The following is a 17,087-nucleotide window of genomic DNA, read 5'->3' on the forward strand; positions in this document are numbered from 1 at the left end:
ATAGAAGGCGAAATGGCTTCGCGGATTCGCGCGGTCGATTGGAGCACAACCAGCTTAGGACCTATCGAGGACTGGCCGATAGAGCTGCAGACCACGCTGGCCTTGTGCCTCAATACCGATCTGCCAACTGCCATCTACTGGGGAGACGAAATGCGTCTCCTTTATAACGATGCGTGGTCGCCGATCGCTGGAGAGAAACACCCGTGGGCATTGGGCCGCCCCGCGTCGACCGTCTGGGCGGACATCTGGGATATCATAAAACCGCAACTCATGGCCGTCGTCGAGACGGGCAAGGGTTTTCGTGTGGCCGATCAAATGCTGCCGATGCTTCGCGGCGGACGCGTTCAGCATACGCATTGGGACTACAGCTTCGCACCGATCTTTTCGGCGGAAGGTCGTGTCGTCGGGGTTTTCAACCAAGGTACCGAGACGACCGCCCGCCTCTCTGCGCAACGGGCGTTGCGGGCGAGCGAAGAGCGACTGGAATACGCACTCGGCGCCTCAGAAACTGTCGGGACGTGGGACTGGGACATCCCGAACGACAGCGTGGTGGCCGACGCGCGATTTGCCAAGATCTACGGCGTTGAGCGGAGCGTTGCCGCCAGCGGCGCTCCGATTGGTGCTTTTTTCCGTCTGGTTCATCCCGATGATCTGCCGGCCCTTCAATCCGCGATCGACGAAGCGCTGAAGACGGGCACTATATTTTCGCAGGAATACCGGCTCGTCGACGCCGATGGTTCCGTCCGGTGGGTGACTGCCCAAGGCCGCGTCACGCTTGCGCCGGACGGTACACCATTGCGGTTTCCGGGTGTGTCATTTGACATCACCGATCGCCGCGTTGTCGAAATCGCGCTGCGGGAGAGCGAGGAACGCTTCCGTGCGATCACCAATTCGATCGACCAGATGATCTGGGCCACGCAACCCGACGGCCACCACGATTATTACAACCAGCGTTGGTACGACTTCACGGGCGTCCCGCAAGGCTCGACAGACGGCGAGGAATGGAACGGCGTATTCCACCCTGACGATCAGGATCGCGCCTGGTCCACCTGGCGTCGCAGCCTCGTCACAGGAGAGCCCTACCACATCGAGTACCGCCTCCGACATCGTAGCGGTAACTATCGATGGGTTCTCGGCCGCGCGCAGCCTGTGCGGAAGGAGGATGGCGAAATCAGCCGCTGGTTCGGGACATGCACCGATATCCAGGACATCGTCGATGCACGCGATATTCTGTCGAAGTCCCGCGAGCAACTGGCGCGTGAAGTAGAAGAAAGAACCGCGAAGCTGGTCGACGCGCAGGACCAGTTGCGCCAGGCGCAGAAAATGGAAGCCGTTGGTCAGCTCACGGGCGGCATCGCGCATGACTTCAACAATATGCTGGCCGTCATACTGGGTTCGATCAGCCTGCTCGAAAAGCGGTTGGCGCGCGGTGAGGTCGATGTCGGCCGCTACATCGAGGCCGCAAAGGATGGCGCAACGAGAGCTGCGTCGCTGACGCACCGCCTGCTCGCTTTCTCGCGACGGCAACCGCTTCAGCCGGAGGTGATCGACCCCAATCGCATGATTGCCGGAATGTCGGAATTGCTGACCCGCACGCTCGGAGAGCATGTTTCCGTGGAAACCGTCTTGGCGGCCGGACTGTGGAAAGTCTATGCCGACAGCAGTCAGCTGGAAAACGCCATTCTCAACCTCGCCGTGAATGGCCGCGATGCCATGCCCCGCGGCGGCAACCTGACGGTCGAAACCGCAAACTCGTATCTTTCCGACGAATACGCGCAGGACAATGCAGTGGCAGCCGGGCAATATGTCATGATTGCCGTATCGGATACCGGAACGGGGATGACGCCCGAGGTTATGGCGAAGGCTTTCGATCCGTTTTTCACCACCAAGGAGGTCGGCAAGGGATCGGGTCTGGGACTAAGCCAGATCTTCGGCTTCGTCAGGCAGTCGAGCGGGCACGTCAAAATTTATTCGGAAGAGGGCGTCGGGTCATCTATCAAGATCTACCTGCCGCGGCATCACGGTGAGGTTGAAGCCCCCGTAAACATCCAGGGCGTCGTCAAGCAGCCGGGCCGGGGCAGCGTTTCCGAGACGATCCTTGTCGTAGAGGACGACCAGCGCGTGCGCGTTTTCTCCACCGAGGCGCTTCGGGAACTGGGATACACCGTCGTCGAAGCCGCATCGGGCGAGCAGGCGCTCACCTTGATCAGGGCAGGTCTCAAGCCGACCTTGTTGTTTACAGATGTCGTGATGCCGGGGATGACAGGCCGAGAATTGGCCGACGCCGCCAAGGTTCTGATGCCGGAATTGAATATTCTCTATACGACTGGCTACACCCGCAACGCCGTTGTCCATAACGGCGTGCTGGAGGGGGGAACGCACCTCTTGCAAAAACCCTTCAGCCTCGATCAGCTTGCCGATAAAATACGGAAGGTGCTGGACCAGTAGCCTTCGCGAATAAAGCGGGGCGGCGTGAGAAGCGTTCGAACTCGGGGCTGGACCGACGGGCAAGCCTGTCTGCGCACAGCTCGCGGTCCGATCAGAGAATGGACAATCGACGAGCGAAATGGGAGGCGGCGGCGCGTACACTCGCGCCGTCATCATTGGCCTGTGATTTTCGCGTATAGCAATGCAACGCTTCGACCCCGTCGGCATTCACCGGATAGACAAGATCGACATGCTCCCTCTTCGATCCCGACCTCTGCTCTTGCAGGGGTTTGGCGGAAAGGCACGGTATCCGTCACTATAGGAGAGGATCAAAGGAGCCGTGAATCCAACCCGCAACCTCATTTTCATTCTTGGCGATCAGCTATCCTTGTCGGTATCGAGCCTTGAGGGTGCCGATCCCACGCAGGATATGGTCCTGATGTGCGAGGTGGTGGAGGAGGCGACCTATGTCGAGCATCACAAACTGAAACTCGCCTTCATCTTTTCCGCAATGCGCCATTTTGCCGATGAGCTGCGTGCGAAAGGCTTCTGCGTCCGGTACGTGCGGCTTGATGATCGCGACAATTCAGGCTCCTTCACGACCGAGCTTTTGCGCGCGATTGCAGAGACGTCACCCCGATCGATCATCGTCACCGAAGCTGCCGAGTGGCGCGTTCTTTCGGCCATGGAAGACTGGCAAGGTTTGGTAAATCTGCCGGTAGAGGTGCGGCAGGACACGCGGTTTATCTGTTCGACGACGGAGTTCAAAGCCTGGGCCAAGGACCGCAAGGCTCTGACGATGGAGTATTTCTATCGGGACATGCGGCGCAAGACCGGCCTGTTGATGAACGGTGACCACCCCGAAGGTGGCCGGTGGAATTTCGACAGTGAAAATCGCAAACCTGCCAAACCCGACCTGTTTCGCCCGAAGCATCATGTCTTTCCGCCCGACGCAGCAACGCAGGAGGTTCTTGCGCTCGTCGAGCGCACGTTCCCGAACAATATGGGTTCGACGGAGAATTTCTCGTTTGCAGTGACCCGCACCGATGCGGAGAAGGCAGCCGATGGATTCATCCGCGATTTCCTACCGAATTTCGGCGAAACGCAGGACGCGATGCTGGCCGAAGAGCCGTTCCTGAACCACGCGCTTCTCTCCTTCTACATCAATGTTGGACTGCTCGATCCGCTCGCACTATGCCGGGCTGCGGAGCGCGCGTATTTCGAAGGACACGCGCCGCTGAATGCGGTCGAGGCTTTCATCCGCCAAATCATCGGCTGGCGCGAATATATCCGCGGCATCTATTGGCTGAAAATGCCGGGATACGAGACAAGCAATTTCTTCGCCGCATCCCGTCCCCTGCCGGACTTTTTCTGGAGCGGTGAAACGGACATGGCCTGCATGTCCACAGTGATCAAACACACGATTACCCATGCCTACGCGCATCATATCCAGCGTCTGATGGTGGTCGGAAATTTCTCGATGCTGGCAGGTCTTGATCCCTACGCGGTCCATCGCTGGTATCTGGAAGTCTATGCCGACGCCTACGAATGGGTTGAACTGCCCAATGTGATCGGAATGAGTCAGTTTGCCGACGGTGGGTTTATGGCCTCCAAGCCATACGCCGCAGGCGGCGCGTATATTTCTCGTATGTCCAATTACTGCGAAAGCTGCCGGTATGACGTGTCGCAGAAAACTGGCGAGAAAGCCTGTCCCTTCAATGCCTTGTACTGGGATTTCCTCGCCCGTAATGCCGAGTCACTGTCGGGCAACCACCGTTTGGCGCAGATGTATGCGTCATGGCGACGGATGTCGGCAGGAACGCAGCAGGCCTATCGCAGCAGTGCTTCTGCATTTCTCGGGAAACTGGATGACGGAAGCCGTGTTTGACCGTGTGGAAATAGGCCGGCGACGGAGCATCTAAGGAGCGCCCCGCAGAATGAATGGACCCGATCGCTGACGGGTTCCGTGTCTCTACCCGCAAGAGTGAGCCGGGATCATGCGGAATGGTCCTCCGCTCTCGGAAGGAAAAACAGGGCGGAGGCGAACCGGGTTCACTTGTTCCTTCGAGAACTGGTCGCGACCGACCGTTCTCGAACGATCTGACGCCCGGCTGGGTGGCCGAACCTATCTCCCCGTTTTGTCGCGCAACGATCGACCGAGTTGACAATCTTGCGCGTAAGATTGGACCTCACGGGCAAGGACTGGGTTCGCCAAAGGCAAACGCCGCCGCAGGGCAGCGCCTTTCAAGGAGCATACCACCGCAAGATCCGCTTTCAGCGGTGCTGCCGCGAGGGTAAGGCTCGGCTTCGTCAGGCGGTTGTACAAGCGGAACCGCGCCGCAATCGTGTTTTCTTCTGCGGGGGCGTAAAGCTGTGACAGCGTGACGAGCTTTGCGATTTCCTCTGGCTGTTCCCCGACCGCTTGCCTGACCATCGCATACCGGACCCAGAAGTTTCCATCACTCGGGAGGCAGTGAAGCGCAAAGCGAACCACGGTCTCTGCCTCCCCAAGCGCGCTCGACCAGTTGTCGTAATCGACATCCGGGCTTTGTGTATCCAGCCGGAAGAGCGTAACCGTTACAGCTGCTTTGACGAACTCGCTTTGGCAAACATCGTCTCTGAGAAGCAGTCTCATCTGCGGTAGAGTTCCTTCGAGCAACTCCCGCGAGACCGGTTTGTCGCGTTCAATCTGGGCCGCGATGTGTCGCATGGTCCCGAACCGGGCGTAGCGTGAGATCTGTGTCACCGAGATCGCCAGGCTTCCCATGCAGAGCAGGACGACCGCTCCGATGAGAAGCGGTCTGCGACCACGCCGCGTCATTCTCAGCCTTCCTGGTAGTACTGGGAGTATCGCGAGTAATAATATTCGCTGGAGCCATAGGCTCGGTAGAGCTTCATCCGTTCCTGGTCGACCTTGTTCAGCACGACACCAAGACACTTGTCGCGGACATAGGGATCGGAAGCGAGAACCTGACGAACGACCCGGCGTGCTGTCTTGCCCCATTCGGTGACGAAGATGAACCCGTCAATTCGGCCTGCAATGGCGCGGGCATCGACGACCGGGCCAAGAGGCGGCAGATCGATAATGATATAGTCTGCGGTATTGCTGATGTCTGCGAGCACCTGGCGCATGCGCGCGGACGATAGCAGTTCGGACGAATGCGGAATGCGGTGACGGACAACTGCAGGCAAGAACGCAAGTTTAGTCCGATCGTTTCGGAGGAAAAGCGACTGCGGATCCTTGTTGTCGATGAGCACTTCGAGAAGGCCGGATTCCGCATGTCTCCCGATCGCCCGCGTCGCGCCCGGGTTGCGCAAATCGCCGTCGATCAGGACGGTTCTGTTTCCTTGCCCCGCCAGCAACTCGGCAAAATTCACCGCAATCGTTGACTTGCCTTCTCCAGGCAATGACGAAACGACGCCGATGATCTTGCAACTCTTGCCGGTAAGCGCGAGGTCTGCAGCAATCTTGGCGCTTCGAAGCGTTTCCGCGAAGGCGGAGAGTGGGTGATCGATGACGTAATTCGAAACGGCATGGGTCTTTCGAACCTGGCCAAAGCCACGACCGTCAGAGCTATCCGGAGCATCGACGGCCTTTGCCGGAGCCACTATTGGCGCGATGCCCAGAAACTCCAGATTGAGAACGTCGCGAACCTGTTCGCCGGTTCTGAAGAAACGGTCCCGGAACTCGCGAAACGCGCCAAGGCCACTCCCGACCGCGGCACCGATGATCACGAACAGCGCCAGTACCAATGGCTTGCGGGGATGGCTCGGACTGTCGGGTGCAGCCGCTCGCGTGATGATACGTGCTTCTGTGACCGGGAAGGACTGTTGCTGTATGGCCTCCTGATACCGCTGCAGGAAGGTCTGGTACATGTTCTTGTAGGTGTCAGCTTCCCGCTCGAGTTCTCTCAGCTGTACCTGGGTCTCGCTCGCGGTGGCGCTGATGCCTGTGGCCTGCGCGACCGAATCCGTCAGGCTCTTTTCCCGGGCCTTGGCAACGTTGAGATCGCTCTTGTAGCTTTCGGCGATACGATTGACCTCTTCGAACATCAGACGGTTGTATTCCGTCATTTCGCTGCGCAGCCTGATCGCTTGAATATGATTGACTCCGAGACGATCGGATATCTGCGCTTCCCGCTTGGAGGCATCGAGATATTTCTGGCGCAGTTCGTTGGAAATGGAACTGTCGAGAACATCCGTAACGATCGCGTCTCCTTGGCCCGAAGCGATGATCTGCGCGATCCGCTGCAGGCGCGCCTCAGCTTTTGCGGTATCGGACTGCGCGACGATCAATGCGCTGTTGAGTTCGGACAACTGCTGGTCAGCAACCAGAACCGAGCCGGCAGCAACGAGGCCGTTGGAACTGCGGAACTTCTGGACGGCAAGATCCGAGTCCAAAGCCTTCTGGCGCAGTTCGGCTATGCGATCCTGCAGCCAGCCGCTTGCGCGCCTGGTTGCCTCATATTTCGAATTGAGCTTGTCAACCAGATAGGCCTCTCCGATCGCGTTGGCGATCTTCGCAGAGAGAGAAGACGATGGAGAGGTGTAGCTGATGCTCAAAACATAAGTGCGACCAACGCGGCTGATCTCCATGTTCCAAAGGAGCGTGTTCGCAGCGGCGCGGCGTTTCGCCTCCACCTGATCGCTGGTTTCGGGTTCAACAACGAACCACGAAGAGACATTTGCCAGCGACCGGAGCGTTCCGGCCATTGTTCCAATGACAGACCCTCCGGCACTCGCAAACGCCGCATCATTCGTAAGGTCGAGCTTATCCACGACGGACATGGCAATCGTGTCCGATTTCAGGAGTTCAACTTGACTGAGAACGGAACCCTCGTCGTCGACCACGCCACCAATTGTCGAAAGCTGCTGAACGACTTCTCTATTGCCTTGGTCGATCAAGACGCTGACGTTGGACGTATAAAGAGGAACTGCCGTGAATATATACGCCAATCCTAGGACAATAGCGGCCGCCACTGCGGCCGCTACGATCATCCATTGTCGTCTGGCGATCGCTAAAACAGCGTCGAAATCAATTCCTTGAACGGAGCGCTCTAAATCGACATCGTCGCCTTGCAGGCCACCAGAGAAACTCTTGTTATGAATCTGCAAGAAAAACCTCGCTCAATGAAATGCCAGACAGTAGCCGCCTCAGAACGACGCCGTGGTCGAACTGCCTTCGACGATCGTCGTCGAGCCGCCGTCTTCGCTCGCGTAATATCCGCTACCGCCGCCGGAAGAGAAGCTGGACGAGCCCGAGCCGGTCGACGCAGTCGTTCCAGCGCCACCATTGCTGCCGCCACCCGGCGTGCCGCCGCCGCCAATCGCGCCAGCGCCACCGGTTGCCGAGCCGCCACCGCTGAGGCCGCCGCCAAGAGACGCAGTCTGCGTTTCGCTGTTGGCCGCGAGAAACGCTGTCTCGAGGGCGCGATTGCCGCTGTCCGCGATAGCGTCCTGGATACGGGAGGCATATTCGGGATTGACGGTAGCGCAGGCCCTTGCGGCACGAGCAAGCCCCGCGCCGATCGCGGCAGCCTGACCGGCATTAGCCTTTGCAGCAATGGCAATCAGCGGGGACAGTGCGTCGGCGCTGGATCCGGCGAGCGAACGAGCCTGATTGGACAGTGGAAGTCCGCCAGACGAGAACTGCGACAACAGACTTTCTGGAGCTGCGAGAAACGCGCTGATCTCGGCATCAGACATCCGCGCCGGCGCGACGAAGCATCCCGCCGTTGGCAAAGCCGACTGTGCATGAGCCGAAGAAAGGTCAGCAATACCTGAAACTAGAGCAGTGGCAAGCGCGATACCTGCAATATTACTTATGAAAAACTTAGGCATGACTGTCTCCCGAAGGTTACTAAACTAATCAATCCATCGCACAGAAGTAAAAAATCATCAATAGAGAGATTAAATTACTGTTAACTTGTGAATTTGAAGCGACAACTCACGGGGCGAGTTCTCGAACAGCATCGCGGGTGGCGATGGCATCCGACGGAACACCAGCGACAGTCGACGTCACAGAATTCAGGATGTTGAGGAACTTCAGCGTTTCGACAGAGTCGGAGTTGGACACATAGATCGTGTCCTTATCCTGCATCGGGAACTTCTGGACAGCGAAGAGAGCCGAAGGATCTCTCATATTGGCTCTGAAGATGACGGGAACCATTTCGCCGCTGAACCGACTGGTATCCACGCCCAGCTTAGCCAGGAAGTCTTTCTTGACTGTGCGGTAGAGCATGACCTGCGCCGGATTTGCACGCGAGTCCAGCAATCCGCCCGCCTTCCCCAGTGCTTCACCAAGGGTCAGCTTCGATTCCTCGAAGTCAAACCTGCCATTGAGACCCGAGGCGCCAAATGCAAGGTAGGTTCGACGTTCACGATCGACCAGAATGGTGTCGCCAGGTGCGACATAGATGTTTTCAGACGGCGTGGCGACCAGATAATCGTAAAGGACAGTCGCCGATTTTCCGCGTCTTTGCAGCGTAATGTAGGTTTCGATGCCGGGCGAGCTCAGGCCGCCGGCTTCGGAAACGACGTCAAGCACGCGCTCACCAGCTTCCGTCAACTCTATCTTCGCAGGCGAGCGTACGTCGCCCAGAACCGCGACCTGAGCAGATCGGCTGCTGACCTTCGTGATCAACACCTGCGGCTCAATCGCGCGATTGGCGAGTGCATCCTCAACTTGTCGCTGGACGTCCTCCACCGGACGCCCGGCGGCCGGGATACGACCGGCGTAAGGGACGCTGATCGTACCCTCCCGATCGATTGTCTGGTTCGGTAGCGACACGTAGTTACCAGGACGACTCCCGGCGTCGTTGGGAATAAACAGGCCGCCGGACTGAGATTCAAAGACGGAGACCTGAACGACGTCACCAACGCCGAGCGGCAAGCTCGGGGCTCCGCCACGACCGCCGCCGAACCCCCCTTTAAGGGATGTCGCCTTAGTATCCTCTACATAAGCAAGCACAGATTTACTAATGTCGACCAGAGCATAGTCGATCCCGACGGCCTGTGCCTTTTTGGCTGATGTAACCTTTGCAGTTGCCTGCGCCTCCACCTGCCGAGAATCCGGTCCAGAGTTTGGCAGCGCCGTGCATCCCGACAGGAATGACGTCGCCACAAGAACAAAAGTCGATGCGGTTTTGATTTTCACGTGTGTCCCCTTAGAAGCCCCAAGCGAAACTTGCACACGAGATTATTTATTTCTAGTTTAGATTGGTAGGTAACAAATGAATCTGGAACAAAACAAAGTTTTGTTGCTGATAAATCACAGATTTAAATAATAATTATATATATTATTTGCGCCTAAGCTATAAACTAGTACAATATAATTTATCTTACTAATATAGATGCTTTGGATAAACTGCACGTCTTAAGCAGGCAACTGTTTATCTCGCAGGTTGGGCGCCGACGGCAATTGCTCCGCCACGCTTGTTTGGATCGTTCGATTTCGCCTGTTTTTCGACCCGACTTTTGGATCGGCAACGCAGACAACGACGATCGGCGCCAAGGTCGCAGCCACGAAAATGGCGAGGCCGGAGATCTGGATTGAGAAGTCGAAGGCGGAGTGAACGACAAGCAGCAACACGACCGCGAAGCCGGATTCTGGGACATAACGAAGGCGACGCCTCGCTGCCATTCCTCTGACGAGGCACGATAGGATAAAGGCCAGCGCAAACGCGATAATGAGTATGCCAGCGACGCCCAACGTGAAGACTGCTTCAAGATAAACATCGTGGGCACGATTCCAAACCGTATAGACGCCGCAGTCCGGATCGCGATACGCTGTAAAGGCGGTTTCGAAACTTGCCAGTCCGGTCCCGAACGGAAAATGATCGGATACCCCCGAGACCAATCCCGGCATGATGCAGAAGCGGCCGTCGCTTGCGCCCTGCACTTCTGCTCGGAGCAAAGCTCTGCCAGAAAACGACAGGAGGCCTGCTGCGAATAGGCCGGTTAAAGCAATCGCTATCAGAAATGCGCCAACGCGGATGGATCTAAGGCCGGTACCTCGAAGCGCAGGGACAGGATGCTTGCTCTGCGAAGATCTGAACACGAACAACAGGGTCATCAACAGAAGCGCGGCAAAACTTGCCGCAACCCCGGCCCGGGACTTCGTCAGCACAAGAGCCGTGACCGATACCGTAAACAGTATCGCAAAGCTTAGTGCTCCTCGAACTGCCTTTCGTTGATCGAATGGAAGACCCCTGCCTTGATCCAGCGACGTGAGAATTCGCCGGACCTCAACGCACCGCACGTGAGACGAAAGGATTCCATAGTTCAGGATGGCGACAACCCCGAAATAGGTTGCGGCGGTGTTCCGATTGACAAAGAAGCCGGTTAGGCTGTCGAGGTAAGCCGTCTTTGCGATGAAGAGGAGTGTCTTGGGCGCGATCAGGAATTGGGCGATGGACAGAAGAGCGACAACGGCTCCTGCTATCGCCAGCCCTCTGAGGGTGGCGATCGCTCCTTCGTCGCTGTCGCACAGAATAATCCCGATCAGAAAGACCTCAACCGGCACGAGGAAACGAAGCAAAGATGCCCAGTCATCCGCAGGCGTCAAGGATATTACCGGGGAAGCATCGAGCTGAAACTCGACGAGGTCTCTCCACGACGGTTGACTGAAGATTGCTTCAGGCAGCGGAGTAGTCTGGAAGATTACCCATGCGAAGGCGACCAGAGCCAATACGATAGCGGCTTTCACTGCCGGCTCCCCTGCCTTGGGGATCCCTCGGACGAAGACGGCGATACAAAGTAGGAGAGCACTTGCCAATCCGTAGATAGCGACAGTGGAAATCTGCACGGCGCCAAAATTCAAAAGCGCTAAGGCGAGTGCTGACCAGTGCAAGACGACGATCGATTGATAGCTTAAATCCCTCTGCGGCGAAATTTTCTGACGATCTTGCATGAGTGCTCCCAGCTCTAACCTCGCGATACTCGATAGCACTGATACGCATACGATACATCCCTCGAACTATACTTTAGAAATTGAGCAAAATTGCATGGACAGCGGAGATCGGCGCCTCATTGCGGTTAACTATATGTGAATATATACTCTGGCTTTTAACAAGCAGGCGTCTATAGCTACCTCCCATATTTTTATGGTATTGGCTCCCGCAACCATTGACCCATCCAATCGAAACAGACGCATCATGAAATTTGGAACAAGCGGCCTTCGCGGTCTTGTCGTTGACCTTGAGGGGAGAGCCTCGGCGCTCTATGCGACGGCGTTCGCGCGCCATCTTCTTGAGGCCGGCCTTGCGAAACCGGGTGATCCGGTCTTGGTTGGTCGTGACTTTCGCGCTTCGAGCCCCGGTATATCGGCAACATGTATCGGCGCCCTGCAGCGAGCCGGACTCTGCGCGATCGACTGCGGTGCCGTTCCCACACCCGCGCTTGCACTATACGGTATGAAGCTCTCGGCTGCCTGCCTGATGATCACAGGATCGCATATCCCTGATGATCGCAACGGCATCAAATTCTACCGTGCCGATGGCGAGATCGACAAACAGGACGAGATCCGAATCACGGCGATCGCCGGCTCTATGGTTGGCGAAGAGATCGACGACACGGCGGGCGAAGCTGCAGATCAGCGGGCGGAGGCCGAAGCGCTTTTCGTGGAACGCAATGCCATGCTGCTTGCTCCGAACGCATTGGCCGGATTGACTATCGGCGTTTATCAGCATTCGACGGTCGCACGCGATCTCTTCGTCCAGATCCTAGAAAAGCTGGGGGCGCGTGTCGTACCGCTTGGACGCTCTGAGCGTTTTATTCCGGTCGATACGGAAGCCGTTTCCGCCGAAACGATTGATTTCCTTCGCAGCTGGGCCCCGCAGCACCGTCTTGACGCGATCGTGTCAGCGGACGGGGACGGCGACCGTCCGCTTGTCTCTGACGAAAAAGGGCAACCACTCAGAGGCGACCTGTTGGGCCTGATCACGGCGAACTTTCTTCATGCCAAGGTCGTCGCCACGCCGGTCACGTCCAACTCTCAGATAGAAGCCGCCGGCGACTACAGAGTTTTGAGAACGAAAGTCGGCTCTCCCTTCGTGATCGCGGCAATGCAGTCGGCCGCCGACGCCGGTGATACGGAGATCGTTGGGTTTGAGGCAAATGGCGGAACACTGACCGGCTCCGATTTCACAGTCGCTGGCGGCACATTGAAGGCGTTGCCGACCCGAGACAGCTTTCTTCCGGCAATCGCGACGCTTTCGCTTCTCGCGAAAGCCAAGCAACCGCTATCGCGTGTCGTTGCCGATCATCCGCTTGCGTTTGCAGCGGCAGACCGCTTGGAAAACTTCCCGGTGGAAACGAGTGCGGCATTGATGGCCCATCTGCGGGCATCCGACGAAAACCTCGCGGCTTTCCTTGCACCGATCGGCTCGGTCGTTTCGAAAAGCGACATCGACGGGCTTCGCGCGACACTCGAAGACGGGCGTATCATCCATCTTCGCCCTTCCGGAAATGCTCCGGAAATGCGCTGCTACGTCGAAGCCCAAGACGAACAGGAAGCCTCGAAATTGTTGGCTCAAGGTCTCGATCTCATTCGGCGCTGGGCGGCAGAACGCAACTCATGAAAAATCGAAAAAGCAAAAGCGTCAGTGGAGACGAGACTATGGTTGGCAAGATCATTCCCGTAATCATGGCAGGCGGCAAGGGCACGCGGCTGTGGCCGTTGTCACGGTCTTCTGCACCCAAGCAGTTTATACAGTTCGTCGGCGACCAGACGCTGTTCCAGTCCACGCTTGCGCGTGTTGCCGACGAGACGCTCTATGAGCCTGCAATCGTCATCACCAACGAAGATTTCCGCTTCCTTGCCGCCGAACAGGCACGCGAGCTTGGCCTGCCACTTACGGCGATCATGCTGGAGCCGTCCGCACGCAACACGGCACCGGCCGTTGCCGCAGCCGCTGCCTTCGTCGCCGAGAAGTTCGGCGATGATGCGATCTTGCAGGTGCTGGCCTCCGATCACGAAATCGAAGCGGGCAAGGCCTATTTCGATGCCATTCAGACCGCACGCAAGACGGCAGCAAGCGGCAAGCTCGTCACCTTCGGCATTACACCGACCGAGCCTTCGACCGGCTATGGCTATATCGAGATCGGTGACCAGCTCTCAAGCGGTGCGAACACAGTAAAGCGCTTCGTCGAAAAGCCTGCTCTGCCCGAAGCCGAAAAGATGTTGGCGTCTGGCGGCTTTGTCTGGAACTCCGGCATCTTCATGTTCAAGGCCGGCACGGTTCTGTCAGAACTCAACCGCTTTGCGCCAGCCGTTGCGGAAGCGGCAAGCGCTGCCGTTGCAAAGGCATCCGGTGACCTGGATTTCCTGCGCCTCGACGAGGCCGCGTTTTCGGCCAGCCCGAATATTTCGGTCGACTATGCGATCATGGAAAAGACGGCAAATGCGGCCGTCGTGCCGGCGTCCTTCACATGGTCCGACATGGGCAGCTGGGATGCAATCTGGAAGCTGGGCGAGCAGGATACCGATGGCAATGTCGCGCTCGGCAACGCGACGCTGATCAACACGAAGAACTCGCTCGTCCTCTCGCGCCATGGTCACATGGCGGTACAGGGTCTGGATGGAATTGCCGTTATCGCCAGCGAGGATGCCGTCTATGTCGGCCGCCTCGACGACAGTCAGAACGTCGGCAACATCGTCAAGCAACTCGCCGCCGCCAAGGCGACTTCCGCTCTCACGGAGACACATCCAACCTCTTATCGCCCGTGGGGTGGTTATACTTCAATACTCAACGGCGATCGTTTCCAGGTAAAACGGCTGTTCGTAACGCCCGGCAAGAAGCTTTCCCTTCAGAAGCATCACCACCGCTCCGAACACTGGATCTGCGTCAAGGGCACGGCCGAGGTGACGATTGGCGACACCGTACAGACGGTTCGCGAGAACGAGAGCGTCTACATTCCACAAGGTGAAGTCCATCGCCTGGCCAACCCCGGCAAGATTATGCTTGAAATGATCGAAATTCAGACGGGATCTTATCTCGGCGAAGACGACATCATCCGTATCGTCGACGAGTTCGGGCGCGGCTGATCACAACTATGCAGACCGCCTGAGCGAAGTGAATGGCGTGCCGTGGCATAACGGCACTATCCTTTCCGGCGGCTTTTCGAATATGAGAAGGCTACTCATGTTCTCACATCTGGCCTGCATCGCTGCACGCCAGATGTGACATCGTCTGCAGGTCAGCATGCTTCGCCGCTTCTTCTCCTATTATCAGCCCTATAAAGGCCTATTCCTCCTCGACTTCGGCTGCGCCATCGTGTCCGGCCTCCTCGAGCTTGGATTTCCCATGGCGGTGAAGCTGTTTGTGGACAGGCTTCTGCTGAGCCAGGAATGGCTGCTGATCATCCTCGCGTCCGCTGGCCTTCTCGTCATCTATGTCCTCAACACAGGGTTGATGGCCGTGGTCACTTATTGGGGCCATATGCTCGGCATCAATATCGAGACAGACATGCGGCGGGCGGCGTTCAACCACCTGCAGAAGCTGTCGTTCGGCTATTTTGACAATCAAAAAACTGGTCATATCGTCGGGCGCCTGACCAAGGACCTGGAGGAAATCGGCGAAGTCGCGCATCACGGGCCTGAAGACCTGTTCATTGCGCTGATGACTTTTATCGGCGCCCTGCTACTGATGTTTTCAGTCAATTGGCAGATGGCGGTCATCACTGCGACCATCGTTCCTGTGACCGCCTGGGCAACAAGCCATTTTGGCGGCCGCATGACTGAAAATTTCCATCGGCTTTTCAGCCGGATCGGCGAGTTCAACGCACGCATTGAGGAAAACGTCGGTGGTATGCGTGTCGTGCAGGCTTTCGCCAACGAGGGTCACGAGCGCGCGCTGTTCGAAAAGGACAACCAAAGCTATCGCCGCGTGAAGCTGGAAGCCTACAAGCTGATGGCCGCCACCAGCTCCATGAGTTACCTCAGCATGCGGCTGACCCAGATGGTGGTGATGGTGACCGGCGCCTATTTCGTGCTCGCCGGCGAGCTGACGGCGGGCGGCTTCATCGGTTTTCTGCTTCTCGTCGGCATCTTCTTTCGTCCGGTGGAAAAGATCAATTCGGTGATCGAGACCTATCCGAAGGGGATCGCCGGCTTCAGACGGTTTACCGAACTGATCGATACGGAGCCAGATATTGCCGATGCACCGGATGCGGTCGCCGTTGATCACCTGAAAGGCGAGATCGCGTACCGGTCCGTGACGTTCGGTTACACCGCGACGAAGACTGTCTTCGAAGAGATCAACCTCGATATCCTCGCTGGCGAGACGATCGCGTTCGTGGGGCCCTCGGGCGCCGGCAAGACAACCATATGCTCGCTTCTTCCGCGGTTCTACGAAGTCGTGTCGGGGAGCATCACGATCGACGGGATCGACATCCGCAAGATGACGAAGGAATCCCTTCGCCAGCAGATCGGCATCGTGCAGCAGGATGTCTTCCTGTTCGGTGGTACGCTGCGGGAAAATATCGCCTATGGAAGACTGGGCGCTTCCGAGGCTGATATTGTCGAAGCCGCGCACCGCGCACGTCTTGAGGACATGCTGGCAAACCTGCCGGAGGGTCTCGATACGGTCATCGGTGAGCGCGGTGTGAAATTGTCCGGCGGCCAGAAGCAGCGGGTGGCGATTGCCCGCATGTTCCTCAAAAATCCTCCTATCCTGATCCTCGATGAAGCGACTTCGGCGCTCGACACTGAAACCGAGCGCGCGATCCAGCGATCGCTTGCCGAACTGTCGCAGGGGCGGACGACGCTGATCATCGCCCATCGCCTCGCCACGATCCAGGGCGCCGATCGAATCGTCGTCATTGATGATTCTGGAATTGCCGAACAGGGCACCCATCAGGACCTCATCGGACGTCGGGGCGCTTATAACCGGCTGCATTCCGGCCAGGTCGGCATGGTCTGATCGGCGATCACGATCGAGCCGCTCAAGATCGCCCGACCTTAGCCGACACCGACGTAGCGGGATAAAAGAGAAGGATCGGCTCTCAGCGCCTCAACCGGCATAACCGCCTGCGCCTTGCCGTTCTCGACGAAACAGACGCGGTCGGCGATCGACAACACAGCTTCGACCCGCTGCTCGACCAGCAGGATTGCTTTCCCCTGGTTGCGCAGCGTCACCACGACATCACGGATCGTGGCGATCATCGAGGGCATCAGCCCTTCGGTCGGTTCGTCCAGCAGGATGACCTTGGGATCGATACACAAGGCGCGCGCGGTCGCCAGCATCTGCTGCTCGCCGCCGGACAGCGTTCCGGACACCTGGCCGAGCCGCTCCTGCAGCCGGGGAAACAGCGAAAGCGTTTCGTCGAGCACGCGCTGCGGACTGCGCCGCGTCATCATGCCGATTTCGAGGTTCTCGCGCACGGTCAGCTCTGAGAACAACCGGCGGCCTTGAGGCACGTAGCCGATGCCGAGGCGTGGCCGTTCGTGCGCCGGCAGCGCCGAAATTTCGGTGCCATCGAGCCGGATACTTCCGGCACCGGCCGTTGCGAGACCCATGATCGCACGCAGGGTCGTCGTCTTGCCCGCACCATTGCGGCCGAGCAGGCAGAGAACCTCACCCTTTTGCAGCGTCAGTGACATACCCTGCAGCGTCTTGCTGCTGTCGTGGTAGACATCGAGATTGGAGACTTCGAGCATA

Annotated in this window: 11 protein-coding genes; 5 read left to right on the forward strand and 6 right to left on the reverse strand. The window is 57.8% G+C overall.

Features of this window, described 5'->3' with window-relative positions; translation table 11 throughout:
• Positions 1-12: 12 nt before the first annotated feature.
• The gene (locus ACQY1P_RS03690) at positions 13-2,448 is read left to right on the forward strand and encodes a PAS domain-containing protein (protein ID WP_113165151.1); all 2,436 of its coding nucleotides are present in this window, start codon (positions 13-15) and stop codon (positions 2,446-2,448) included.
• A 319-nt stretch (positions 2,449-2,767) separates the two neighbouring features.
• On the forward strand, positions 2,768-4,315 hold the full coding sequence (locus ACQY1P_RS03695; protein ID WP_325264384.1) for a cryptochrome/photolyase family protein: 1,548 nt from the start codon (positions 2,768-2,770) through the stop codon (positions 4,313-4,315).
• Between the two features lie 237 nt (positions 4,316-4,552).
• Here ACQY1P_RS03695 and ACQY1P_RS03700 read toward each other — a convergent pair whose 3' ends face one another.
• The 5 genes from ACQY1P_RS03700 to ACQY1P_RS03720 all read right to left on the reverse strand — a co-directional run bounded on the left by ACQY1P_RS03700 (position 4,553) and on the right by ACQY1P_RS03720 (position 11,338).
• Positions 4,553-5,248, reverse strand: a complete 696-nt coding sequence (locus tag ACQY1P_RS03700) for a hypothetical protein (protein WP_113165051.1) — start codon at positions 5,246-5,248, stop codon at positions 4,553-4,555.
• Between the two features lie 2 nt (positions 5,249-5,250).
• Positions 5,251-7,509 carry a polysaccharide biosynthesis tyrosine autokinase gene (locus ACQY1P_RS03705; protein ID WP_430253909.1) on the reverse strand — a complete coding sequence of 753 codons (2,259 nt, stop codon included), beginning with the start codon at positions 7,507-7,509 and terminating at the stop codon, positions 5,251-5,253.
• Positions 7,510-7,581: 72 nt separating this feature from the next.
• Entirely contained in the window at positions 7,582-8,268 is a 687-nt protein-coding gene (locus ACQY1P_RS03710; RefSeq protein ID WP_430252945.1) for a hypothetical protein, read from the reverse strand.
• Positions 8,269-8,374: 106 nt separating this feature from the next.
• On the reverse strand, positions 8,375-9,577 hold the full coding sequence (locus ACQY1P_RS03715) for a polysaccharide biosynthesis/export family protein (RefSeq protein WP_174197882.1): 1,203 nt from the start codon (positions 9,575-9,577) through the stop codon (positions 8,375-8,377).
• A 225-nt stretch (positions 9,578-9,802) separates the two neighbouring features.
• Positions 9,803-11,338: an O-antigen ligase family protein gene (locus tag ACQY1P_RS03720; protein WP_430252947.1), complete on the reverse strand. Its 1,536-nt coding sequence runs from the start codon at positions 11,336-11,338 to the stop codon at positions 9,803-9,805.
• A gap of 244 nt (positions 11,339-11,582) precedes the next feature.
• On the opposite strand from ACQY1P_RS03720, the gene ACQY1P_RS03725 reads away from it, so the two are divergent.
• The 3 genes from ACQY1P_RS03725 (at position 11,583) to ACQY1P_RS03735 (ending at position 16,349) form a co-directional block, all read left to right on the forward strand.
• Positions 11,583-13,007 carry a phosphomannomutase gene (locus ACQY1P_RS03725; RefSeq protein WP_062576619.1) on the forward strand — a complete coding sequence of 475 codons (1,425 nt, stop codon included), beginning with the start codon at positions 11,583-11,585 and terminating at the stop codon, positions 13,005-13,007.
• A gap of 38 nt (positions 13,008-13,045) precedes the next feature.
• Positions 13,046-14,473 (forward strand): mannose-1-phosphate guanylyltransferase/mannose-6-phosphate isomerase, encoded by a 1,428-nt coding sequence (locus ACQY1P_RS03730; protein WP_062576621.1) that lies wholly within the window; start codon positions 13,046-13,048, stop codon positions 14,471-14,473.
• 157 nt (positions 14,474-14,630) lie between these two features.
• Positions 14,631-16,349 (forward strand): ABC transporter ATP-binding protein, encoded by a 1,719-nt coding sequence (locus ACQY1P_RS03735; RefSeq protein ID WP_430252949.1) that lies wholly within the window; start codon positions 14,631-14,633, stop codon positions 16,347-16,349.
• 38 nt (positions 16,350-16,387) lie between these two features.
• On the opposite strand, the gene ACQY1P_RS03740 is transcribed toward ACQY1P_RS03735, so the two are convergent.
• A complete protein-coding gene (locus tag ACQY1P_RS03740; RefSeq protein WP_430244733.1) occupies positions 16,388-17,086 on the reverse strand; it encodes an ABC transporter ATP-binding protein in 699 nt (232 codons plus the stop codon).
• Position 17,087 lies beyond the last annotated feature (1 nt).

This window comes from Neorhizobium sp. DAR64872/K0K18 (genome assembly GCF_050500175.1).
In the GTDB taxonomy this organism is placed as follows: domain Bacteria; phylum Pseudomonadota; class Alphaproteobacteria; order Rhizobiales; family Rhizobiaceae; genus Neorhizobium; species Neorhizobium soli.

Coding starts and splice junctions, on each gene's coding strand:
- ACQY1P_RS03710 (WP_430252945.1), bottom strand. CDS start 8,268: ATGCCTAAGTTTTTCATAAGTAATATTGCAGGTATCGCGCTTGCCACT.
- ACQY1P_RS03700 (WP_113165051.1), bottom strand. CDS start 5,248: ATGACGCGGCGTGGTCGCAGACCGCTTCTCATCGGAGCGGTCGTCCTG.
- ACQY1P_RS03725 (WP_062576619.1), top strand. CDS start 11,583: ATGAAATTTGGAACAAGCGGCCTTCGCGGTCTTGTCGTTGACCTTGAG.
- ACQY1P_RS03730 (WP_062576621.1), top strand. CDS start 13,046: ATGGTTGGCAAGATCATTCCCGTAATCATGGCAGGCGGCAAGGGCACG.
- ACQY1P_RS03740 (WP_430244733.1), bottom strand. CDS start 17,086: ATGCTCGAAGTCTCCAATCTCGATGTCTACCACGACAGCAGCAAGACG.
- ACQY1P_RS03720 (WP_430252947.1), bottom strand. CDS start 11,338: ATGCAAGATCGTCAGAAAATTTCGCCGCAGAGGGATTTAAGCTATCAA.
- ACQY1P_RS03690 (WP_113165151.1), top strand. CDS start 13: ATGGCTTCGCGGATTCGCGCGGTCGATTGGAGCACAACCAGCTTAGGA.
- ACQY1P_RS03735 (WP_430252949.1), top strand. CDS start 14,631: ATGCTTCGCCGCTTCTTCTCCTATTATCAGCCCTATAAAGGCCTATTC.